Origin of the sequence: Pseudomonas syringae (genome assembly GCF_000737245.1) — a bacterium.
Taxonomy (GTDB): Bacteria; Pseudomonadota; Gammaproteobacteria; order Pseudomonadales; family Pseudomonadaceae; genus Aquipseudomonas; species Aquipseudomonas syringae_J.
Genome location: NZ_JPQU01000034.1, coordinates 69,344 through 90,794 on the forward strand (window position 1 = coordinate 69,344; position 21,451 = coordinate 90,794).

Annotated in this window: 21 protein-coding genes; 16 read left to right on the top strand and 5 right to left on the bottom strand. The window is 55.3% G+C overall.

Annotation, left to right across the window (positions count from 1 at the left end):
- Positions 1-7: 7 nt before the first annotated feature.
- Together dnaN and dnaA are read right to left on the bottom strand one after the other, a co-directional pair.
- Complete coding sequence (dnaN, locus tag IV01_RS13245) at positions 8-1,111, bottom strand: DNA polymerase III subunit beta (protein WP_032628493.1); 1,104 nt, start codon at positions 1,109-1,111, stop codon at positions 8-10.
- Positions 1,112-1,149: 38 nt separating this feature from the next.
- The gene (dnaA, locus tag IV01_RS13240; RefSeq protein ID WP_032628626.1) at positions 1,150-2,667 is read right to left on the bottom strand and encodes a chromosomal replication initiator protein DnaA; all 1,518 of its coding nucleotides are present in this window, start codon (positions 2,665-2,667) and stop codon (positions 1,150-1,152) included.
- A 585-nt stretch (positions 2,668-3,252) separates the two neighbouring features.
- Between dnaA and rpmH the strand changes: the two genes are divergently transcribed.
- From rpmH to mnmE, 5 genes are all read left to right on the top strand, one after another.
- A complete protein-coding gene (gene rpmH / locus IV01_RS13235; protein WP_003213577.1) occupies positions 3,253-3,387 on the top strand; it encodes a 50S ribosomal protein L34 in 135 nt (44 codons plus the stop codon).
- Between the two features lie 16 nt (positions 3,388-3,403).
- Positions 3,404-3,805, top strand: coding sequence for a ribonuclease P protein component (rnpA, locus tag IV01_RS13230; protein ID WP_032628494.1), 402 nt, complete (start codon positions 3,404-3,406; stop codon positions 3,803-3,805).
- Complete coding sequence (gene yidD, locus IV01_RS13225) at positions 3,798-4,043, top strand: membrane protein insertion efficiency factor YidD (RefSeq protein ID WP_032628495.1); 246 nt, start codon at positions 3,798-3,800, stop codon at positions 4,041-4,043. Before rnpA ends, yidD begins: the two co-directional genes overlap by 8 nt.
- A 2-nt stretch (positions 4,044-4,045) precedes the next feature.
- Entirely contained in the window at positions 4,046-5,728 is a 1,683-nt protein-coding gene (yidC, locus tag IV01_RS13220; RefSeq protein ID WP_032628496.1) for a membrane protein insertase YidC, read from the top strand.
- Between the two features lie 78 nt (positions 5,729-5,806).
- Positions 5,807-7,177 carry a tRNA uridine-5-carboxymethylaminomethyl(34) synthesis GTPase MnmE gene (gene mnmE / locus IV01_RS13215; protein ID WP_032628497.1) on the top strand — a complete coding sequence of 457 codons (1,371 nt, stop codon included), beginning with the start codon at positions 5,807-5,809 and terminating at the stop codon, positions 7,175-7,177.
- A gap of 54 nt (positions 7,178-7,231) precedes the next feature.
- Here the strand turns inward: mnmE and IV01_RS13210 are convergent, their stop codons facing one another.
- The 3 genes from IV01_RS13210 to IV01_RS13200 form a co-directional block, all read right to left on the bottom strand.
- Positions 7,232-9,580: a TonB-dependent siderophore receptor gene (locus IV01_RS13210; protein ID WP_418903530.1), complete on the bottom strand. Its 2,349-nt coding sequence runs from the start codon at positions 9,578-9,580 to the stop codon at positions 7,232-7,234.
- Between the two features lie 197 nt (positions 9,581-9,777).
- Positions 9,778-10,725, bottom strand: a complete 948-nt coding sequence (locus IV01_RS13205; RefSeq protein ID WP_032628499.1) for a FecR domain-containing protein — start codon at positions 10,723-10,725, stop codon at positions 9,778-9,780.
- Positions 10,722-11,231, bottom strand: coding sequence for a sigma-70 family RNA polymerase sigma factor (locus tag IV01_RS13200; protein WP_032628500.1), 510 nt, complete (start codon positions 11,229-11,231; stop codon positions 10,722-10,724). Before IV01_RS13200 ends, IV01_RS13205 begins: the two co-directional genes overlap by 4 nt.
- 578 nt (positions 11,232-11,809) lie before the next feature.
- On the opposite strand from IV01_RS13200, the gene mnmG reads away from it, so the two are divergent.
- The 11 genes from mnmG to atpG all read left to right on the top strand — a co-directional run bounded on the left by mnmG (position 11,810) and on the right by atpG (position 21,434).
- On the top strand, positions 11,810-13,702 hold the full coding sequence (mnmG, locus tag IV01_RS13195) for a tRNA uridine-5-carboxymethylaminomethyl(34) synthesis enzyme MnmG (RefSeq protein WP_032628502.1): 1,893 nt from the start codon (positions 11,810-11,812) through the stop codon (positions 13,700-13,702).
- Between the two features lie 5 nt (positions 13,703-13,707).
- Entirely contained in the window at positions 13,708-14,343 is a 636-nt protein-coding gene (gene rsmG, locus IV01_RS13190; RefSeq protein ID WP_080290292.1) for a 16S rRNA (guanine(527)-N(7))-methyltransferase RsmG, read from the top strand.
- A gap of 18 nt (positions 14,344-14,361) precedes the next feature.
- The gene (locus tag IV01_RS13185) at positions 14,362-15,153 is read left to right on the top strand and encodes a ParA family protein (protein WP_032628504.1); all 792 of its coding nucleotides are present in this window, start codon (positions 14,362-14,364) and stop codon (positions 15,151-15,153) included.
- A 9-nt stretch (positions 15,154-15,162) separates the two neighbouring features.
- Positions 15,163-16,035 carry a ParB/RepB/Spo0J family partition protein gene (locus IV01_RS13180; RefSeq protein ID WP_032628505.1) on the top strand — a complete coding sequence of 291 codons (873 nt, stop codon included), beginning with the start codon at positions 15,163-15,165 and terminating at the stop codon, positions 16,033-16,035.
- A 146-nt stretch (positions 16,036-16,181) separates the two neighbouring features.
- The gene (locus IV01_RS13175) at positions 16,182-16,589 is read left to right on the top strand and encodes a F0F1 ATP synthase subunit I (RefSeq protein WP_032628506.1); all 408 of its coding nucleotides are present in this window, start codon (positions 16,182-16,184) and stop codon (positions 16,587-16,589) included.
- 16 nt (positions 16,590-16,605) lie between these two features.
- Positions 16,606-17,475 (top strand): F0F1 ATP synthase subunit A, encoded by an 870-nt coding sequence (gene atpB / locus IV01_RS13170; RefSeq protein WP_032628507.1) that lies wholly within the window; start codon positions 16,606-16,608, stop codon positions 17,473-17,475.
- 147 nt (positions 17,476-17,622) lie between these two features.
- Positions 17,623-17,880: a F0F1 ATP synthase subunit C gene (gene atpE / locus IV01_RS13165; RefSeq protein ID WP_002555987.1), complete on the top strand. Its 258-nt coding sequence runs from the start codon at positions 17,623-17,625 to the stop codon at positions 17,878-17,880.
- A 57-nt stretch (positions 17,881-17,937) separates the two neighbouring features.
- Complete coding sequence (locus IV01_RS13160) at positions 17,938-18,408, top strand: F0F1 ATP synthase subunit B (protein ID WP_032628508.1); 471 nt, start codon at positions 17,938-17,940, stop codon at positions 18,406-18,408.
- A 12-nt stretch (positions 18,409-18,420) separates the two neighbouring features.
- A complete protein-coding gene (locus tag IV01_RS13155) occupies positions 18,421-18,957 on the top strand; it encodes a F0F1 ATP synthase subunit delta (protein ID WP_032628509.1) in 537 nt (178 codons plus the stop codon).
- Between the two features lie 21 nt (positions 18,958-18,978).
- On the top strand, positions 18,979-20,523 hold the full coding sequence (gene atpA / locus IV01_RS13150) for a F0F1 ATP synthase subunit alpha (protein ID WP_032628510.1): 1,545 nt from the start codon (positions 18,979-18,981) through the stop codon (positions 20,521-20,523).
- 50 nt (positions 20,524-20,573) lie between these two features.
- Positions 20,574-21,434, top strand: a complete 861-nt coding sequence (atpG, locus tag IV01_RS13145) for a F0F1 ATP synthase subunit gamma (RefSeq protein ID WP_024686633.1) — start codon at positions 20,574-20,576, stop codon at positions 21,432-21,434.
- Positions 21,435-21,451 lie beyond the last annotated feature (17 nt).

Sequence of the window (21,451 nt, forward strand, 5' to 3'; positions counted from 1 at the left end):
CTGAGCATTACAGGCGCATGGGCATAACGACATAGGCGGAGTCGTCGTTATCAGATTCCTGTACCAGCGCACTGCTGTTGGAGTCGGAAAGAATCAGACGAACCTGCTCGGTAGTCATCACGCCCAACACGTCCAGCAAATAGCTGACGTTGAAGCCGATTTCCAGCGACGCGCCATTGTAATCAACGCTGATCTCTTCTTCAGCCTCTTCCTGTTCGGGGTTATTGGCCTGGATCTTCAACTGACCGCTGGCCAGTTGCAGGCGAATGCCTCGGTACTTCTCGTTGGACAAAATCGCCGTGCGGCTGAATGCCTCACGCAGTGCCTGGCGATCACCCAATACCAGCTTGTCGCCGCCTTTCGGCAGAACCCGTTCGTAGTCAGGGAATTTGCCGTCTACCAGCTTCGACGTGAACGTGAACTCACCGGTTGTCGCGCGGATGTGGTGCTGGCCCAAAACGATGCTGACCATGCCGTCCTGCTCGGTGAGCAGTCGCGCCATTTCAAGAATACCTTTGCGCGGCACGATCACTTGGTGACGATCCGCCTGCTCGATGTCGGCAGTCATGGAACACATCGCCAAACGGTGGCCGTCGGTTGCCACGGCACGCAGGACTCCGGCGCTGACTTCCAGCAACATGCCGTTGAGGTAATAACGGACATCCTGTTGAGCCATCGCAAAGCTGGTGCGTTCGATCAGGCGACGAAGTTTGCTCTGCACCAGATTGAAGGTCAGAGAGCCTGGACCTTCTTCTACAGTTGGGAAGTCATTGGCGGGCAATGTGGACAACGTGAAGCGGCTACGACCGGCCTTGACCACCAACTTGGCGTCGTCGACCTTGATGTCGATAAGCGCGTCATTGGGCAGGCTCTTACAAATATCCATGAGCTTACGCGCAGGAACAGTGATTTCGCCCGGCTCTGCAGGTTCTTCAAGTTGTACACGACCGACCAGCTCGACCTCAAGATCGGTACCGGTCAACGACAGCTGCTGGCCTTGTACGACCAGAAGCACATTGGAAAGCACCGGCAAGGTCTGACGACGTTCGACGACGCCGGCCACCAATTGCAGAGGTTTCAACAGGGCTTCGCGTTGAATGGTGAAGTGCATGGTCTAGTCCCTTGCCTTAATAAGCTGCGCTGATTTCATCAAGTGGTCAGTGTACGCAGCAGGTTCTTGTAGTCCTCGCGAATATCCGCGTCGGATTCCTTCAGTTCATTGATTTTGCGGCAAGCGTGCAAGACAGTCGTATGGTCGCGTCCGCCAAACACGTCACCGATTTCCGGCAGGCTGTGGTTGGTCAATTCTTTGGAAAGTGCCATGGCAACCTGCCGAGGACGTGCTACCGATCGTGAGCGACGCTTGGAAAGCAGGTCGGAAATCTTGATCTTGTAGTACTCGGCGACGGTTCGCTGAATGTTATCCACACTCACCAGCTTGTCTTGCAGTGCCAGCAGATCTTTCAGCGATTCGCGGATCAGCTCAATGGTGATGTCACGGCCCATGAAGTGGGAGTGAGCGATCACGCGCTTGAGCGCGCCTTCGAGTTCGCGAACGTTGGAACGGATCCGTTGAGCAATGAAGAATGCGGCGTCGTGAGGCAAATCAACTTTGGCCTGATCCGCTTTCTTCATCAGAATCGCCACGCGTGTTTCCAGCTCAGGTGGCTCGACCGCGACGGTCAGACCCCAGCCGAATCGCGATTTGAGACGTTCTTCCAGCCCTTCAATCTCTTTAGGGTAGCGGTCACTGGTGAGAATGACCTGCTGACCACCTTCGAGCAAAGCATTGAAGGTGTGGAAAAACTCTTCCTGGGAACGTTCCTTTCGAGCGAAGAACTGAATGTCATCGATCAGCAAAGCATCTACCGAGCGATAAAAACGTTTGAACTCGTTGATTGCGTTCAGCTGCAAGGCTTTGACCATGTCCGCAACGAAACGCTCCGAGTGCAGGTATACAACCTTGGCATTGGGATTCTTTTTGAGAAGGTGGTTACCCACAGCGTGCATCAAGTGAGTCTTACCCAGGCCAACGCCACCATAAAGGAAGAGGGGGTTGTAGCCATGCTTGGGGTTATCCGCCACCTGCCAGGCCGCAGCCCGGGCCAGTTGGTTGGACTTACCCTCGACAAAGTTTTCGAAGGTGAACGTGCGGTTCAGATAGCTGGTGTGCTTTAGAGCACCCTCGACCTGAACCGTGCGCTGCTCGCGGGCAGGCGCCTGTTGAGAACTTGCACCCACCATTGGATCAAAGCTCGCCCGGGAAGGCTCGTCATTGGCGTGCACTGCATGCACAGGAGCAGGTGCCGACATATGAACAGGCGCAGGAGCTGCTGGCGCAGTGTTTTGTTGAGTAGCCGCGATGGCCTGAGAAGCAGCGGCGGCCAAAGGCGCATTCGGCGCAGCACGAGGAGCGGAGCTGCGTTTGCTGCCTATTAATAAGGAGAGGGCGGGAGCGAGACCCTGGCCATGTTCTCCAAGCAGCTCAAGCAAACGGCTCAGGTACTTTTCGTTTACCCAATCGAGTACGAAACGGTTCGGTGCGTAGACACGCAACTCGTCGCCTTCGGCTTCAACCTGTAGCGGACGGATCCAGGTGTTGAATTGCTGGGCAGGCAGCTCTTCGCGCAAAAGCTCCACGCACTGCTGCCAAAGTTCCAATGACACGGACATCCCCTAGGTTAAACGCCGGTGAGGCAAAAACAGCCGCCATTGTACCGGCCGAAGCGGTACTTATCCACATGTAGGTTGAGAACAAAGCGGGATAAATCATCGTCTTATCCTTAAAGAAAGCGACAAACGGCTTGTGCATAAGCCCTGTGGATAAACCCACTTCAGCTCATTGCATAAGTAGGCCGTGAAAGCTGTGCATAACCTGCCTGTGGATAAAACGGCATTCCACGCACAGGTTTTCCGACAGCGCAGCACAGGCAGAGCACCGTTTCTCGACAGTGTTGTCATTCTCTGTACATCATGTATTTACTGGGCTGTGATAGGTTATCCACAGAAGAACGCGAGGCTTGCTTTAATAAGCTCTATAAAGAAGCTTTAAATACTTTCCTTCTTTATTTCTATATCTACGTCGTGTGACGATCAAGCAGGCAATGGCCAACACGCCACAAAACGGGTTGAACAAGTAAATGAAGGAAACGTTGGTTGGAAATTGACCTAGAGGCTTGCTTTCTCTAGAATCCCCGGTCTCTTAAAACGGGGGCCATTCCGGCCCGTTGTGGACGAACCAGGTAACACGCCATGAAACGTACTTTCCAACCAAGCACTATCAAACGCGCTCGCACTCACGGCTTCCGTGCTCGCATGGCCACCAAGAACGGCCGTGCCGTCCTGTCGCGTCGCCGCGCCAAAGGTCGTGCGCGTCTGGCAGTTTGATAATCCGGCACTGGAGGTGAGTCAGGACTTCAGTCGGGAAAAGCGTTTGCTTACTCCCCGGCATTTCAAGGCAGTCTTTGACTCCCCTACCGGCAAGGTTCCGGGGAAAAATCTCCTGCTCCTTGCGCGCAACAACGACCTTGATCATCCCCGCCTGGGGCTGGTAATCGGTAAAAAGAGCGTAAAGCTCTCCGTTGAGCGCAACCGCTTGAAACGCCTGATGCGCGAATCATTTCGCCAACACCAAGATAATTTGGTCGGTTGGGATATTGTGATTGTCGCGCGTAAAGGTTTGGGTGACGTAGAAAACCCCGAATTGATTCAGCATTTCGGCAAGCTATGGAAACGTCTGGCACGCAGCCGGCCGGTTCCAGATGCAAAACCCGAAACTGTAGGGGTAGATAGTACCGATGCGTAAACTGGCGCTCATTCCGATCCAGTTCTACCGCTATGCCATTAGTCCTCTGATGGCCAGCCACTGTCGTTTCTACCCCAGTTGCTCCTGCTACGCGTATGAAGCCATTGAAAATCATGGCCTTCTACGCGGTGGCTGGCTGACCTTTCGTCGATTAGGTCGCTGTCATCCGTGGAATCCCGGTGGTTATGACCCGGTTCCGCCTATCCCTACCTCCCGTTCTTCTTCGATGGCCGAGTAATCATGGATATTAAACGCACGATCCTGATCGTCGCCCTGGCAATCGTGACCTATGTCGGGGTTCTGAAATGGAACCAAGACTACGGCCAGGCCGCCCTGCCGACTCAGAATGTTGCTGCCAGCACCCCTGCACCGGGCATTCCGGATGCAACTACTGGTACTAATGCTTCCGCAAGCGCAGATGTTCCCAGTGCCAACGGCCAGGTAACTGCTCCGCTGGAAACTCCGAAAGCAGCCAGCAAAGACCTTATTCAGGTCAAAACCGACGTTCTGAATCTGGAAATCGATCCGGTTGGTGGTGATGTTGTTCAACTGCGACTGCCACTGTATCCACGTCGTCAGGACCATCCTGATGTGCCGTTCCAACTGTTCGACAATGGTGGCGAGCGTACCTTTCTGGCCCAAAGTGGTCTGACAGGCAGCAATGGCCCTGATGCTCGTCCAGCCGGTCGCCCGGTTTACTCGAGCGCGCAGAAGAGTTATCAACTGGCTGATGGTCAGGAAAACCTGGTGGTTGACCTGAAGTTCAGCGAGAACGGCGTCAACTACATCAAGCGCTTCACATTCAAGCGTGGTTTGTATGACCTGGTTGTCAGCTATGAAATCGACAACCAGAGCGCTCAGCCTTGGTCGGGCAATCTGTTCGCCCAGCTGAAACGCGACGGCAGCGATGATCCATCCTCGACAACGGCTACCGGCACCGCGACCTATCTGGGCGCCGCAATGTGGACAGCTGCCGAGCCGTACAAAAAAGTATCGATGAAAGACATCGATAAAGGCCAACTGAAAGAAACAGTTCAGGGCGGCTGGGTTGCATGGTTGCAGCACTATTTTGTAACGGCGTGGATTCCGAGCAAGGATAACGCTAACGCGGTCCAGACTCGTAAAGACAGCCAGGGTAACTACATCATTGGTTTCACTGGCCCAGCCGTAACGGTTGCGCCGGGTGCCAAGACCGAACTCAGCGCTACGCTTTATGCCGGTCCGAAGAGCCAGGCTGTACTCAAAGAGTTGTCCCCTGGTCTGGAATTGACCGTCGATTACGGCATTCTGTGGTTCATTGCCCAGCCAATCTTCTGGTTGCTGCAACACATCCACGCGATTGTGGGTAACTGGGGCTGGTCGATCATCTTCCTGACCATGCTGATCAAGGGTCTGTTCTTCCCATTGTCGGCCGCCAGCTACAAATCCATGGCCCGCATGCGCGCTGTCGCTCCTAAACTTGCTGCCTTGAAAGAACAGCATGGCGACGATCGTCAGAAAATGTCCCAAGCGATGATGGAGTTGTACAAGAAGGAAAAGATCAACCCGCTGGGTGGATGCTTGCCAATTCTTGTGCAAATGCCGGTATTCCTGTCGCTGTATTGGGTACTGCTTGAAAGCGTCGAAATGCGTCAGGCTCCATGGTTGCTGTGGATAACCGACCTGTCGATCAAGGATCCGTTCTTCATCCTGCCGATCATCATGGGCGCGACCATGTTCATCCAGCAGCGTCTGAACCCGACTCCGCCGGATCCGATGCAGGCCAAGGTCATGAAAATGATGCCAATCATCTTCACGTTCTTCTTCCTGTGGTTCCCAGCTGGTCTGGTTCTGTACTGGGTTGTGAACAACACCCTGTCGATCACTCAACAGGCGTACATCACTCGCAAGATCGAAGCGGCGACCAAAAAAGCCGAAGCTTGATCTAACCTGTGAATAAGTTTTACAAGGCGCCCCCTCGTGGGGCGTTTTGCTATCTGTCATTTGCTCTGGAGCCGGACCATGAATGTGCCACGTGAAACCATCGCTGCCATTGCCACTGCCCAAGGACGCGGCGGTGTAGGCATCGTGCGTATTTCCGGGCCGTTGGCCGCCAAGGCCGCTGAGGCGATCACAGGCCGTGGTCTCAAACCACGGTTCGCCCACTACGGGCCATTTTTAGATGGCAGCGAGCAAGTGATTGATGAAGGCATCGCGCTGTACTTTCCCGGCCCCAATTCATTTACCGGCGAGGACGTTCTTGAACTGCAGGGCCATGGCGGCCCGGTGGTTCTGGATATGTTGCTGCAGCGTTGTCTGGAATTGGGCAGCCGCCTCGCTCGTCCTGGTGAATTCAGCGAGCGGGCATTCCTCAATGACAAACTCGATCTGGCCCAGGCCGAAGCTATCGCCGACCTGATCGAGGCGAGTTCTGCACAAGCGGCACGCAATGCACTGCGCTCACTGCAAGGTGCTTTTTCCCGACGTGTGGATAACTTGACTGAGAAGCTGATCAGCCTGCGCATCTATGTGGAGGCTGCTATCGACTTTCCTGAAGAGGAAATCGACTTCCTCGCCGATGGCCATGTCTTGAATATGCTGGATGCTGTCCGTGAGGAGTTATCCACAGTGCTGCGTGAAGCCGGGCAGGGCGCCTTGCTGCGGGACGGGATGACAGTAGTGATCGCTGGCCGTCCCAACGCCGGCAAGTCCAGCCTGTTAAATGCGTTGGCAGGTAAGGAAGCGGCCATCGTGACCGAGATTGCCGGTACTACCCGAGACATTCTTCGTGAACATATCCACATCGATGGCATGCCGCTGCATGTGGTGGATACCGCCGGGCTGCGTGACACCGAGGATCAGGTTGAGAAAATCGGTGTGCAGCGAGCACTGAAGGCGATCGGTGAAGCGGACCGTGTATTGCTGGTGGTCGACGCCACGGCGCCGGAAGCGCTGGACCCATTCGCACTCTGGCCCGAATTTCTGGAACAGCGGCCAGATCCAGCCAAAGTGACCTTGATCCGCAACAAGGCCGATTTGAGCGGGGATGTCATTGAGCTGCAAACCAGTAACGATGGCCACGTCACGATCAGCCTGAGCGCCAAGGCTGGCGGAGAGGGCCTTGACCTGTTGCGCGAGCATCTCAAGGCCTGCATGGGTTATGAACAAACCTCGGAAAGCAGCTTCAGTGCCCGGCGTCGCCACCTCGACGCGCTGCGTCACGCCAGTGCTTCTCTTGAACACGGACGGGCACAGCTGACCATGGCGGGGGCAGGGGAGTTATTGGCTGAGGATCTGCGCCAGGCCCAGCAATCGCTGGCCGAGATTACAGGCGCTTTCAGTTCTGATGACCTTCTGGGTCGGATTTTTTCCAGCTTCTGTATTGGCAAGTAGTCATGGGTCTTGGCCATTGGGGGTAACTCACCAATGGCCAGGATATCCACAGGCTTACCAGTTGTAGCTGACCGTGCCCAGCAAAGTCCGGCTGTCGCCCCAATAGCAGCGACCCGCGTCGTTGCAACCAGAGACGTATTCCTTGTCGAAGAGATTCTTGGCGTTCACGTCCACCGACCAATGTTTGTCGATCTGGTAGCCAATGTTTGCGTCCACCAAGGTGACGTCTCCGGCATCAAGCTTCCCATACAGGGCCGCCGGAGTGTAGGCAAAGGCGCTGTCGAAATAGCGAATACCGGCTCCCACGTGGAAGCCACTGAGGTACCCGTCGAGGAAACGATACTTGGCCCAAGCTGATGCCTGATTACGTGGCACGCCTGTGATTTGGTGGCCTTCGATCAGAGATCCTGCGGCATCTTTGGTCACACGGGCATCGGTGTAGGAATATGAGGCCGTGAGGTTGAGGTTGTCGCTGACATCACTGTTTACCTCCAACTCCAAGCCTTTTGAGCGACTTTCCCCCACCTGACGATAACTGGATGTGGTTGAGTCGAAGTAGGTATCGTCCTTCTTGCGCAGATCATAGATGGAAGCGGTGAAGGCGGTATTCCAGCCCGGGGGCTCGTACTTGAATCCCACTTCGTATTGGCTACTGGTGATCGGATCGAGCGGGGCGCCCCCGTTGGAAATCTGTTGTACCGGTACGAACGCAGTGGAGTAGCTGACATACGGCGTGAGGCCATTGTCGAACTGATACATCACCCCGCCCTGATAGGTGAATTTCTTGTCGCTGGAGCTGATATCACCGTTGGGTGCCAGCTTGTTGCGAAAATCACTGTCGACCCAATCCTGTCTGCCGCCAAGCAAGAAAATCCAGTTGTCGTACTTGCTTTGAACCTGCGCATACAAGCCCTGCATCTGTTGTTCCAGCAGAGTGTTTTGTACGGCAATGGATGTGACCGGATCCTGTGTATAAACCGGATCGAAGATATTGATGCGGCCTGCAGACCCGGCGTCCCAATCCTGGCTGAATGAGGTGCGATCAAAGCTGGCGCCGAACAGCACGTTGTTTTCCAAACCACCGGTGTTAAATTTGCCTTCCAGCTGGTTATCCAGGGAATAGACCATGGATTTATTGAAGCGATCGTACGCTGTCACGTTGAGTAGAGTGCCAAAACCCGCGTCATTCAGGTTGCCCGGCCAGGTTTCATGTCGGGTGATCCGTGATTGCATGTAGCGTGAATTCTGCCGGAACTGCCAATCTTCGTTGAAGCTGTGGCTGAATTCGTAGCCTGCGCTCCACATCTCGCGTTCGAACGTGTTCCAGTCCGGAACACCTAGCATTGTATCTTTATCGAGCTTGCCATTGGGGTTACGTAACAAAGTGCCCGCCGCTGGCAGCCCCAACTCCATGTTGGTGTGGTCTTTCTGATAACTGCTCAACAGGGTCAGGCTGTTGTAGTCATCGAAATTCAAAGTCAGCGATGGCGCGATGTACATACGATCATCGGGGACATGATCGGTCTGCGTATCGGCATTGCGACCGAGCATGACAACACGACCCAGGATATTGCCGCTCTCGTCCAGTGGACCAGAGACATCCACCCCCAGTTGCCGGCGATTGTTGGTACCGTAACTGAGCTGCACTTCACCCTGGGAATTGGCGGTCGGGCGCTTGCTCACCACGTTAACCAACCCTCCCGGCGCGTTTTCGCCATACAGGATTGACGACGGCCCGCGGAATATCTCGACCCGCTCAAGCCCATAGGGCTCGGTGGTGGTGTCGTAACGGTTGCCTTGAACCCGCAACCCATCGCGCATCAGGCCGTAGCCATAGTCGGTGGCATTAAAGCCACGGATGAAGAACAGGTCCCCGGCGAGGTTATCCCCAGCGGCGAACGGTGGCGCGAAAATACCCGGCACATAACCCAGAGCTTCAGTGAGCGTCTGGGTTTTCTGGTCTTTCATGCGCTGGGCCGTGACTACCGAAACCGAACGCGGTGTTTCGGAAAGAGGTGTACTGGTCTTGGTGCCCGCCCGACTGGTTTCGGCTTTATAGCCGCGATCAGGCAAAGGTTGCTCAAGGCCTGTGGATAAAGTGCTATTGATAGCCGTGGGAGACAACAGCACCGAACCGTTATCCGGGATCGGCTGCAGGGTGTAGCTACCAGGGCCTTGAGCCGCAACCTGTAATCTCGAACCCTGCAAGAGCACGGCGAAACCCTGTTCAACTGAGTAGGTGCCTTGGAGCCCGGCACTTCTGAGGTTGGCGGTCTCGGATGGAGAGAACGAGAGAATCACGTTGGACGCCGATGCGAACTGGTTCAATGCGCTATCCAAAGGACCAGCAGCAATGCTGTAGCTCTGCGAAGCAACCGCTGCGAGGGCACTGCTGGACAACATTGCGCAACCCAGACTGCTAGTCAGCAGCAGGCTATAGCTAAGGCAATGCCGGGATAACTGCCGGCGGCTGTGAAGCGGAAGGGGTGGCAAGCGCATTTTTTGTAAGCCCTGAGGTAGTGAAAATCGCATTTACCTGTAGGGCCGTGTCTGAATCGAAAAAGATAACCCTGCCGATATTTTTATTTCGCAAGCCCGTATCAGGCCCTGGTACTGACCGAAACCCAGTATCGAGTGAAATAACGGACCTGGATCGGCAGGGTTGCCTGAAGGTTCGCCAGCACAGCATCCGTTGCGTCTAGTCGGAACGACCCGGATATGCGTAGCTTCGCGACCTGTTCCTCACATTGCATGACTCCAGGACGATAGCGAGCTAACTCTTGGATTACGTTGCCCAATGGTTCGTTGAGCACAATCAACTGGCCGTCGACCCACGCTGCGGCGGTCTGTGGATAAATGCGCTCGGGACTTACGGCCTGGGTAGTGAACTCGGCACCCTGACCGGCATTTATGAGTCGCAGAACACCATCAGCAGCGGCGGGCATGATGCTGACTTGATCTTCCAGGACACCGACTCGGGTCGTGTTTTGCAACTGCCGAACCGAGAAACGAGTGCCGAGGGCCTGAATCCGCCCATGTTGAGTCTCTACATAGAAAGGGCGTGTATCTCCCCGCTTCCCGGTACGGACGAGAACTTCCCCGTCGCGTAATCGAATGAGCCGCTGCTGGCTGTCGAACACCACGTCTATCGCCGTATCCGTGTTGAGTTCCAGCTGGCTGCCATCGGCCAATTCAAGATGCTGCCGCCGGCCAACCGGAGTTCGGTAGTCAGCCATTACGTTTTTCAGGGCCGTATGTTGTTTGACATTCCACCCAATGTATCCAGTACCCACCACTGCCAGCATCAATTTGAGAATCTGGCGTCGTTGTTGCGGTTTGGACAGGGCTCTTCGAGTGAGGTGCGCAGGCATGCAGCCCAAGCTGCGCTGCAATTGCTCCATTTGCTGCCAGGCCACCCGATGCGCTGGATCGCTTTCCAGCCATTGCCGCCAAGCCGCCTGTTCTACCTGAGTCGGTGGTTCGCTTTGAAACTGCACAAACCAACTTGCCGCAGCCTCAAAGACTTCGCGGTCCGGAGGCGACCTCATGAAATCTGTGCCATGAGCAAGGAGCATTCAGTAAAAGCGCGAACCATGTGCTTTTTCACAGTGGTCAGAGAAACGTTCAGCTCCAGGGCAATCTGTTGATAAGTCAGCCCTTCAACCTGAGACGCCATGAAAATTCGCTTGGTACGTGAGCCGAGATTTTCCAGAGTTTTATCCACAGCCAGGAGAGTATCGATGATCAGGGCTTTATCTTCTTCACTGATCACGGTGTCCTGCGGCCTATCAGCCATTGCCTGCTGATAGGCCAGCTCGATAGCCCGACGACGGTAGCGGTCAATGACCAGACCCCGAGCAACGGTGGCCAGATAGTCTCGAGGCTCGCGAATCTGCGTCGCATTAGCGGCACCGAGAATCCGTACAAACGTGTCATGAGCAACATCTGCAGCATCGCAGGCGTTGGACAGACGTGATCTGAGCCAACCGTGCAACCACGAGTGATGTTGCTCATAGATACGCTGGACAGCTGCCGTATGGGAGTGAGGGGGCATAAGCACAATCGAGGGTTAATGATAATGGCTATTATTAGCTTTTGTTTCGCTATCCCACAATAGCTTCTCAATCAGACTGGATTCATCAAACCCACGTCCTTTCCCCCTACTCGACCAGCTAGATTTACCCCATCCAATACGTGATAAATCTCGGCAGAGGCGTTTTTTTGCACGCCATCCGTAACATTTACGCAGCTAAGCTCTGTGGATAAGGCCGCCTTAGCCCCGTTGATAAGTGGGCTTGAAAACTGCGCATAACACCCTCTGTGGACAAGTACCTATTTAATCCACAGGCTTACGACGGTTATCCCAAACCCTCTTGGGCACATGACCACAGACTTTTGAACCTCTGTACATATTGATTTATATGGCCTTCAGAAATCTATCCACAGAAAATTGGTCCAGTAGAAATAGCATTTAAAATAAGGTTTTATAAATCTTCTTTCTTTTTAATTTCTATATCTGGGACTTTTCCACAGCTGGTTAAATTTTGTGCAAACGGTTCCTTTCAGGGGGGTGAAGTCCCTATACTTGTCCGCTATCCCAAATTCCCATCTAAAACAGGCACGAGGTGCGTGGTGGATTTCCCTTCCCGTTTTGAAGTGATCGTCATCGGTGGCGGTCATGCCGGTACCGAGGCCGCACTGGCGTCGGCACGTATGGGTGTCAAAACCCTTCTGCTGACCCACAACGTGGAAACCCTCGGGCAGATGAGCTGCAACCCGGCCATTGGTGGCATCGGTAAAAGCCATCTGGTTAAAGAAATCGATGCCCTTGGCGGCGCGATGGCAATGGCCACTGACAAAGGTGGTATTCAGTTTCGCGTGCTGAACAGCCGTAAAGGCCCGGCAGTGCGAGCCACTCGCGCCCAGGCAGACCGCGTTCTGTACAAGGCCGCTATTCGCGAAGCCATCGAAAACCAGCCAAACCTGTGGGTATTTCAACAAGCCTGCGACGATTTGATCGTCGAGCAGGACGAAGTACGCGGCGTCGTGACCCAAATGGGTCTGCGGATCATGGCCGACTCAGTCGTCTTGACCACCGGCACCTTCCTGGGTGGGCTTATCCACATCGGGATGCAGAATTACTCGGGTGGTCGCGCTGGCGATCCGCCGTCGATTGCCCTGGCACAGCGTTTACGTGAGTTACCGTTACGTGTTGGTCGCCTGAAAACCGGGACTCCACCTCGGATTGACGGTCGTTCCGTGGATTTCTCGGTGATGACCGAGCAACCGGGCGATACGCCGATTCCGGTAATGTCGTTCATGGGCTCCAAGGAGCAGCATCCACCACAGGTCAGCTGCTGGATCACCCATACCAACGCACGTACTCATGAAATCATCGCCGCCAACCTTGATCGTTCCCCCATGTATTCAGGGATCATCGAAGGTATTGGCCCGCGTTACTGCCCATCGATCGAAGACAAGATCCACCGCTTTGCCGACAAGGAAAGCCATCAGGTCTTTATCGAACCCGAAGGGTTGACCACCCACGAGCTGTACCCGAATGGCATTTCGACTTCACTGCCGTTCGATGTTCAGCTGCAGGTGGTTCGTTCGATTCGAGGTATGGAAAACGCCCATATCGTGCGACCTGGTTATGCCATCGAATATGACTACTTCGATCCGAGAGATCTGAAGTACAGCCTTGAAACCAAAGTCATCGGCGGTCTGTTTTTCGCGGGTCAGATCAATGGCACCACCGGTTACGAAGAAGCGGGTGCACAAGGTTTGCTTGCCGGAACCAACGCCGCACTGCGCGCACAGGGCAAGGAAAGCTGGTGCCCGCGCCGTGATGAAGCGTACATCGGCGTGCTTGTGGATGACTTGATTACCCTGGGTACTCAGGAACCGTACCGGATGTTTACTTCCCGGGCGGAATATCGCCTGATCCTTCGCGAAGATAACGCGGACCTGCGCTTGACCGAGAAAGGTCGCGAGCTGGGTCTGGTTGACGATCAACGTTGGGCGGCGTTCTGCACCAAGCGTGAAAACATCGCGCTTGAAGAACAGCGACTGAAAAGCACCTGGGTTCGTCCGGGCACCGAGCAGGGCGAGGCTATTGCCAGCCATTTCGGCACGCCCCTGACCCACGAATACAATTTGCTGAACCTGCTGACCCGGCCGGAAATCGACTACGCGAGTCTGGTTTCCATCACCGGTCACGGCACGCCTGATCCGCAAGTGGCCGAACAGGTCGAGATCAAGGCCAAATACGCGGGTTACATCGACCGCCAACAAGATGAAATTGCCCGGCTGCGCGCCAGTGAAGACACCAAACTGCCTGAAGATATCGATTACGCGACCATTTCCGGGTTGTCGAAAGAGATTCAGGGCAAGCTGGGGATAACTCGCCCTGAAACCCTGGGGCAGGCTTCCCGTATCCCCGGCGTTACGCCAGCGGCGATTTCCCTGTTGATGATTCACCTGAAAAAACGCGGCGCGGGCCGTCAGTTGGAGCAAAGCGCTTGAGTTCTATGGTCACCCCGCAACACGCTCACGAGTTATCCCAAGGCGCTCAGGAGCTGGGCGTCGTTCTCAGCGAAGCGCAGCACGCTCAATTGCTCGCTTATCTGGCGCTGCTGATCAAGTGGAACAAGGCCTACAACCTGACCGCAGTGCGTGATCCTGACGAAATGGTTTCCCGTCATTTGCTCGACAGCCTGAGCGTGGTGCCTTTCATCGAAGGCGAGCGCTGGCTGGATGTGGGTAGCGGCGGTGGGATGCCTGGCATTCCACTGGCGATTCTGTTCCCGGAGATGAAAATCACCGTGCTTGACAGTAACGGCAAGAAGACTCGGTTCCTGACTCAGGTCAAACTGGAGCTCAAGCTGGATAATCTTGAAGTTATCCACAGCCGCGCCGAAGCCTTTCATCCGGCGCTGCCGTTTACCGGGATTGTTTCCCGTGCGTTCAGCAGCCTTGAAGACTTTACTGGGTGGACTCGCCATATGGGCGACACCAATACTCGGTGGCTGGCCATGAAAGGCCTGCATCCGACCGATGAGCTGGTAGCATTACCCGCAGATTTCAAGCTCGATAGTGCACAAGCCTTGACCGTTCCGGGTTGCCAAGGCCAACGCCATCTGCTGATACTGCGCCGCACGGCATGACGGGGAAAACAAGCAAGAATGGCTAAGGTATTCGCGATTGCGAACCAAAAAGGCGGTGTGGGTAAAACCACCACCTGTATCAATCTCGCCGCATCGCTGGTTGCGACCAAGCGCCGCGTGCTGTTGATCGATCTCGACCCTCAGGGCAATGCCACGATGGGTAGCGGCGTGGATAAACACGCCCTGGAAAACTCGATTTATGACGTTCTGATCGGCGAATGCGATCTGGCTCAGGCCATGCAGTTCTCGGAACATGGCGGTTACCAGCTGTTGCCAGCCAACCGCGATCTGACAGCTGCCGAAGTCAATCTGCTGGAAATGCAGATGAAGGAGAGTCGCCTGCGCAACGCTCTGGCGCCGATCCGCGAGAATTACGATTACGTGCTCATCGACTGCCCTCCGTCGCTGTCGATGCTGACGTTGAACGCACTGGTCGCCGCCGACGGGGTGATTATCCCCATGCAGTGCGAATATTTTGCCCTCGAAGGTCTCAGTGACCTTGTGGATAACATCAAACGAATTGGCGAACTGCTTAATCCCCAGCTAAAAATCGAGGGGTTGCTGCGCACCATGTACGATCCGCGTCTGAGTCTGATCAACGACGTATCCGCGCAACTCAAAGAGCATTTCGGCGAACAGCTGTACGACACTGTGATCCCGCGCAACATTCGTCTGGCCGAGGCACCGAGTTTTGGGATGCCTGCGCTGGCCTACGACAAGTCTTCGCGCGGCGCCCTGGCCTACCTGGCGCTCGCTGGGGAAATGGTTCGTCGTCAACGGCGCGGTTCGCGCACAGCTCAGCCAACTTAAGGAAATCCCATGGCCGTCAAGAAAAGAGGTCTCGGACGTGGGCTGGACGCACTTCTGAGCAGTCCAACCGTCAGTTCGCTGGAAGAGCAGGCCGTCAAAGCTGATCAGCGCGAATTGCAGCATGTTCCACTGGACCTGATTCAGCGAGGCAAGTATCAGCCGCGCCGGGACATGGATCCTCAGGCGCTCGAAGAGCTGGCCCTGTCGATCAAGGCCCAGGGCGTGATGCAGCCGATCGTGGTGCGTCCGATCGCCGATAACCGTTTTGAAATTATTGCTGGCGAACGTCGCTGGCGTGCCAGCCAGCAGGCGGGGATGGAAACCATTCCGGCCATGGTTCGCGATGTTCCCGATGAAACCGCCATTGCGATGGCACTGATCGAAAACATCCAGCGCGAAGACCTGAATCCCATCGAGGAAGCGGTTGCTCTGCAACGGTTGCAGCAAGAGTTCCAGCTGACCCAGCAGCAAGTGGCAGACGCAGTGGGCAAGTCGCGGGTCAGTGTTGCCAACCTGCTGCGCCTTATCGCTCTACCAGACGTCATCAAAACCATGCTCTCCCATGGTGACCTTGAAATGGGTCATGCCCGTGCTTTGCTCGGTTTACCCGAAGAAAAGCAGGTGGAAGGGGCGCGACATGTTGTCGCACGTGGTCTGACAGTTCGTCAGACTGAAGCACTTGTGCGGCAGTGGCTGAGTGGTAAACCCGCCGCTGTCGAGCCGGCAAAGACCGATCCGGACATTAGCCGGCTGGAGCAGCGGCTCGCCGAGCGGCTGGGCTCCTCGGTGCAAATTCGCCACGGACAGAAGGGCAAGGGTCAATTAGTGATCCGATATAACTCCCTTGATGAGCTTCAGGGTGTGCTCGCACACATCCGCTGAAACAATTGCGCTGTAGCGTGTAGTCGGAAATCACTACCTGACAGTTGAATAGGGGCTGAACCGCCCCTATACTCTGCGCGCATTTTGTCGGCACAAATTATGCCAAGTTATTGATTTTGGCGGCCGATGCACGAGGAGCAGTTGTGATGGAAACACGCATGCCAAACCGCTTGCCGTTCCATCGCCTGGCGGTTTTTCCAGTACTGCTGGCTCAATTTATTGTCCTGCTGCTGGCAGCCTTGGCGCTGTGGCAGTGGCACGGAGTCGTAGCCGGATATTCGGGGCTTTGCGGAGGCCTGATAGCATGGCTGCCCAATTTGTATTTTGCTCACAAGGCTTTCCGGTTTTCCGGTGCTAGAGCAGCGCAAGCCATTGTCCGGTCTTTCTACGCCGGCGAGGCAGGCAAGCTGATTTTGACGGCAGTGCTTTTTGCACTGACGTTCGCAGGTGTGAAGCCACTGGCGCCGCTAGCTGTATTCGGCGTGTTCATGTTGACCCAATTGGTCAGCTGGTTCGCTCCCCTGTTGATGAGAACAAGACTTTCGAGACCTTAGGGCGTTTGAGGCACACATGGCAGAGCAAACAGCTTCGGGCTATATCCAGCACCACTTGCAGAACCTGACCTTCGGTCAGCTACCAGATGGCGGTTGGGGTTTTGCCCACACCGCAGCAGAAGCGAAGGAAATGGGCTTTTGGGCTTTCCACGTCGATACTCTCGGCTGGTCGGTTGCACTGGGTCTGATTTTCGTCCTGATCTTCCGTATGGCAGCCAAGAAGGCAACTTCTGGTCAGCCTGGCGGTTTGCAGAACTTCGTTGAAGTGCTGGTCGAGTTCGTTGACGGTAGCGTGAAAGACAGCTTCCATGGCCGCAGCCCGGTGATTGCACCGCTGGCGCTGACCATTTTCGCCTGGGTTTTCCTGATGAACGCCATCGACCTTATCCCGGTCGACTGGATTCCTCAGGTTGCGATCATGATCACCGGTAATGAGCACACGTTCTTCCGTGCCGTATCCACTACCGATCCAAACGCGACCCTGGGTATGGCCCTGTCGGTGTTTGCGCTGATCATTTTCTACAGCATCAAGGTCAAGGGCATCGGCGGCTTCATCGGCGAACTGACCCTGCACCCTTTCGGCAGCAAGAACATCTTTGTTCAGGCGCTGTTGATTCCGGTGAACTTCCTGCTTGAATTCGTGACACTGATCGCCAAACCGATTTCGTTGGCTCTGCGTCTTTTCGGCAACATGTACGCTGGCGAGCTGGTATTTATCCTGATCGCCGTCATGTTCGGCAGCGGCCTCCTGTGGCTCAGCGGTCTGGGCGTGGTTCTGCAATGGGCGTGGGCTGTTTTCCACATCCTGATCATCACCTTGCAGGCGTTCATCTTCATGATGCTGACCATCGTTTACCTCTCGATGGCTCACGAAGATAACCATTAAGACTCGCCTGGCGCGTCTGATGTACCTCTCGCTTCGGCGGGAGGAAGCCGCTAGCGGGTTACCGCGAAGGCTGATGTATTAACGATTTGTTTTACCGCTTTAAATTAAAAAAACCTAACCAATACGACGTAAAAGTCGGGAGGAAAGATGGAAACTGTAGTTGGTCTAACCGCTATCGCTGTTGCACTGTTGATCGGCCTGGGCGCACTGGGTACTGCAATTGGCTTCGGCCTGTTGGGCGGCAAGTTCCTGGAAGGCGCAGCTCGCCAACCAGAAATGGTTCCAATGCTGCAGGTCAAAATGTTCATCGTTGCCGGCCTGCTCGACGCCGTGACCATGATCGGTGTTGGTATCGCTCTGTTCTTCACCTTTGCGAACCCCTTCGTTGGTCAACTCGCTGGCTAATCTCTCGAATTTTCGAGGTGATTGGTGTGATGGACAACGAACGAGCGAGGTGTTGGCGTGAACATTAATGCAACCCTGATTGGCCAGTCCGTTGCGTTCTTCATTTTTGTGCTGTTCTGCATGAAGTACGTTTGGCCTCCGGTCATTACGGCTTTGCACGAACGTCAGAAGAAGATCGCGGATGGACTGGACGCTGCCAGCCGAGCAGCTCGCGACCTGGAGTTGGCCCAAGAGAAAGCGGGTCATCAACTGCGCGAAGCAAAAGCTCAGGCAGCTGAAATCATTGAGCAAGCCAAGAAACGCGGTACTCAGATTGTCGACGAAGCCCGTGAACAGGCTCGCGTTGAAGCTGACCGTGTGAAGGCTCAGGCTCAGGCCGAGATCGAGCAGGAACTGAACAGTGTCAAAGACGCGCTGCGTGCCCAATTGGGTAGCCTGGCGGTCGGTGGCGCAGAGAAGATCCTGGGTGCCACAATCGATCAAAACGCGCACGCGGAGCTGGTTAATAAACTGGCTGCTGAAATTTAAGCGAGGGCGATCATGGCAGAACTGACCACGTTGGCCCGACCTTACGCTAAGGCAGCCTTCGAGCACGCCCAGGCCCACCAGCAACTGGCCAATTGGTCAGCCATGCTCGGCCTGGCTGCAGCGGTGTCGCAAGACGACACCATGCAGCGCGTACTCAAGGCCCCGCGACTGACGAGCGCAGACAAGGCCACCACTTTTATTGAAGTGTGTGGCGACAAGTTCGATGCCAAGGCACAGAATTTCATCCACGTCGTTGCTGAAAACGACCGTCTCCCGCTTCTGCCGGAGATCGCCGAACTGTTCGACCTGTACAAGGCTGAGCAGGAAAAATCGGTCGATGTGGATGTCATCAGTGCTTTTGCATTGAACCAAGAACAGCAAGACAAACTCGCCAAGGTTCTCAGTGCACGGCTCGGCCGGGAAGTGCGCCTGCATGCTGCGGAGGATGCCACCCTTATCGGTGGTGTCGTAATCCGCGCCGGCGACCTGGTTATCGATGGCTCAGTTCGCGGCAAACTCGCGCAACTAGCCGAAGCATTGAAATCTTGAGTTTGAAGGGGCAGCAGAGCAATGCAGCAACTCAATCCTTCCGAAATAAGTGAAATCATCAAGGGTCGCATCGACAAGCTCGATGTAACCTCCCAAGCCCGTAACGAAGGCACTGTCGTCAGCGTATCTGACGGCATCGTGCGGATTCACGGTCTGGCCGACGTAATGTACGGCGAGATGATCGAGTTTCCGGGCGGCGTCTACGGTATGGCGCTGAACCTTGAGCAAGACTCTGTAGGTGCCGTTGTACTGGGCGCATACACGACTCTGGCTGAAGGCATGAGCGCCAAGTGCACAGGCCGCATCCTCGAAGTTCCGGTTGGTAAGGAACTGCTGGGTCGCGTAGTCGACGCACTGGGTAATCCAGTTGACGGCAAAGGTCCGCTGAACAACACCGAGACCGATGCGGTCGAGAAAGTTGCTCCAGGCGTGATCTGGCGTAAGTCGGTAGACCAGCCTGTACAGACTGGCTACAAGGCTGTCGATGCCATGATTCCAGTCGGCCGTGGCCAGCGTGAGCTGATCATCGGTGACCGTCAGATCGGTAAAACCGCTCTGGCCATCGACGCAATCATCAACCAGAAAGACAGCGGCATCTTCTGCGTATACGTAGCAATCGGTCAGAAACAATCGACCATCGCCAACGTTGTTCGCAAACTCGAAGAAAACGGCGCCTTGGCTAACACCATCGTCGTAGCTGCCAGTGCTTCCGAATCCGCTGCGCTGCAATTCCTTGCACCGTACTCGGGTTGCACCATGGGTGAATTCTTCCGCGACCGCGGTGAAGACGCGCTGATCGTTTATGACGATCTCTCCAAGCAAGCAGTGGCTTACCGCCAGATTTCCCTGCTGCTGCGCCGTCCACCAGGCCGTGAAGCTTACCCAGGCGACGTGTTCTATCTCCACTCCCGTCTTCTGGAGCGCGCATCGCGTGTTTCCGAAGAGTACGTAGAGAAGTTCACCAATGGCGCAGTGACCGGCAAAACCGGTTCCCTGACCGCATTGCCGATCATCGAAACTCAGGCTGGCGACGTTTCCGCGTTCGTTCCGACCAACGTGATTTCCATCACCGACGGTCAGATCTTCCTGGAATCGGCCATGTTCAACTCTGGCATCCGTCCAGCTGTGAACGCCGGTGTTTCGGTATCCCGTGTGGGTGGTGCCGCTCAGACCAAGATCATCAAGAAGCTCTCCGGTGGTATCCGTACCGCTCTGGCTCAGTACCGTGAACTGGCGGCATTCGCCCAGTTCGCTTCTGATCTGGACGAAGCGACCCGTAAGCAACTTGAGCATGGTCAGCGCGTTACCGAGCTGATGAAGCAGAAGCAATACGCACCAATGTCGATCGCTGACATGGCGCTGTCGCTGTATGCCGCTGAGCGTGGGTTCCTGACCGACATCGAAATCGCCAAGATTGGCAGCTTTGAACAAGCGCTGATTGCTTACTTCAACCGCGATCACGCCGATTTGATGGCGAAGATCAACGTGAAGGGTGACTTCAATGACGAAATCGACGCTGGCATGAAAGCCGGTATCGAGAAGTTCAAGGCCACCCAAACCTGGTAAGCCGCAGCGGGGGCCGCGAGGCTCCCGCTTGCTAACCTGATAGGTGTTACATGGCAGGCGCAAAAGAGATTCGCAGCAAGATTGCGAGCATCAAAAGCACGCAAAAGATCACCAGCGCCATGGAAAAAGTGGCGGTCAGCAAAATGCGCAAGGCTCAAATGCGCATGGCTGCTAGCCGTCCTTACGCGGAGCGCATCCGCCAGGTGATTGGTCATCTGGCCAACGCCAACCCGGAATACCGCCACCCGTTCATGATCGAGCGCGAAGTAAAGCGTGTCGGTTATGTCGTAGTGAGCAGTGACCGTGGTTTGTGCGGTGGCTTGAATACCAACCTGTTCAAGGCTCTGGTCAAGGACATGGCGGTAAACCGTGAAAACGGCGTAGAGATCGATCTGTGCGTTGTTGGCAGCAAAGGTGCGGCATTTTTCCGCAACTTCGGCGGTAACGTCGTCGCTGCGATCAGCCACTTGGGCGAAGAGCCGTCGATCAATGATTTGATCGGCAGCGTCAAGGTGATGCTGGATGCCTACCTGGATGGCCGTATTGATCGCCTGTCCGTGGTATCCAACAAGTTCATCAACACCATGACGCAACAGCCAACGGTGGAACAACTGATTCCGCTGGTGGCAACCCCGGATCAGAAACTCAAGCACCACTGGGACTATCTCTACGAACCCGATGCCAAAGAGCTGCTGGATGGCTTGATGGTTCGCTACGTTGAGTCGCAGGTGTACCAGGCGGTGGTCGAGAACAACGCAGCTGAACAAGCAGCGCGGATGATCGCGATGAAGAACGCCACAGACAACGCCGGTGATTTGATCAGCGATTTGCAGCTGATCTACAACAAGGCGCGTCAGGCAGCGATCACCCAAGAGATCTCGGAAATCGTCGGCGGCGCTGCCGCGGTTTAACGGTTCAAATATTAGAG

Coding starts and splice junctions, on each gene's coding strand:
- dnaN (WP_032628493.1), bottom strand. CDS start 1,111: ATGCACTTCACCATTCAACGCGAAGCCCTGTTGAAACCTCTGCAATTG.
- rpmH (WP_003213577.1), top strand. CDS start 3,253: ATGAAACGTACTTTCCAACCAAGCACTATCAAACGCGCTCGCACTCAC.
- yidD (WP_032628495.1), top strand. CDS start 3,798: ATGCGTAAACTGGCGCTCATTCCGATCCAGTTCTACCGCTATGCCATT.
- yidC (WP_032628496.1), top strand. CDS start 4,046: ATGGATATTAAACGCACGATCCTGATCGTCGCCCTGGCAATCGTGACC.
- mnmE (WP_032628497.1), top strand. CDS start 5,807: ATGAATGTGCCACGTGAAACCATCGCTGCCATTGCCACTGCCCAAGGA.
- IV01_RS13210 (WP_418903530.1), bottom strand. CDS start 9,580: ATGTTGTCCAGCAGTGCCCTCGCAGCGGTTGCTTCGCAGAGCTACAGC.
- IV01_RS13205 (WP_032628499.1), bottom strand. CDS start 10,725: ATGAGGTCGCCTCCGGACCGCGAAGTCTTTGAGGCTGCGGCAAGTTGG.
- IV01_RS13200 (WP_032628500.1), bottom strand. CDS start 11,231: ATGCCCCCTCACTCCCATACGGCAGCTGTCCAGCGTATCTATGAGCAA.
- rsmG (WP_080290292.1), top strand. CDS start 13,708: ATGGTCACCCCGCAACACGCTCACGAGTTATCCCAAGGCGCTCAGGAG.
- IV01_RS13185 (WP_032628504.1), top strand. CDS start 14,362: ATGGCTAAGGTATTCGCGATTGCGAACCAAAAAGGCGGTGTGGGTAAA.
- IV01_RS13180 (WP_032628505.1), top strand. CDS start 15,163: ATGGCCGTCAAGAAAAGAGGTCTCGGACGTGGGCTGGACGCACTTCTG.
- IV01_RS13175 (WP_032628506.1), top strand. CDS start 16,182: ATGGAAACACGCATGCCAAACCGCTTGCCGTTCCATCGCCTGGCGGTT.
- atpB (WP_032628507.1), top strand. CDS start 16,606: ATGGCAGAGCAAACAGCTTCGGGCTATATCCAGCACCACTTGCAGAAC.
- atpE (WP_002555987.1), top strand. CDS start 17,623: ATGGAAACTGTAGTTGGTCTAACCGCTATCGCTGTTGCACTGTTGATC.
- IV01_RS13155 (WP_032628509.1), top strand. CDS start 18,421: ATGGCAGAACTGACCACGTTGGCCCGACCTTACGCTAAGGCAGCCTTC.
- atpA (WP_032628510.1), top strand. CDS start 18,979: ATGCAGCAACTCAATCCTTCCGAAATAAGTGAAATCATCAAGGGTCGC.
- atpG (WP_024686633.1), top strand. CDS start 20,574: ATGGCAGGCGCAAAAGAGATTCGCAGCAAGATTGCGAGCATCAAAAGC.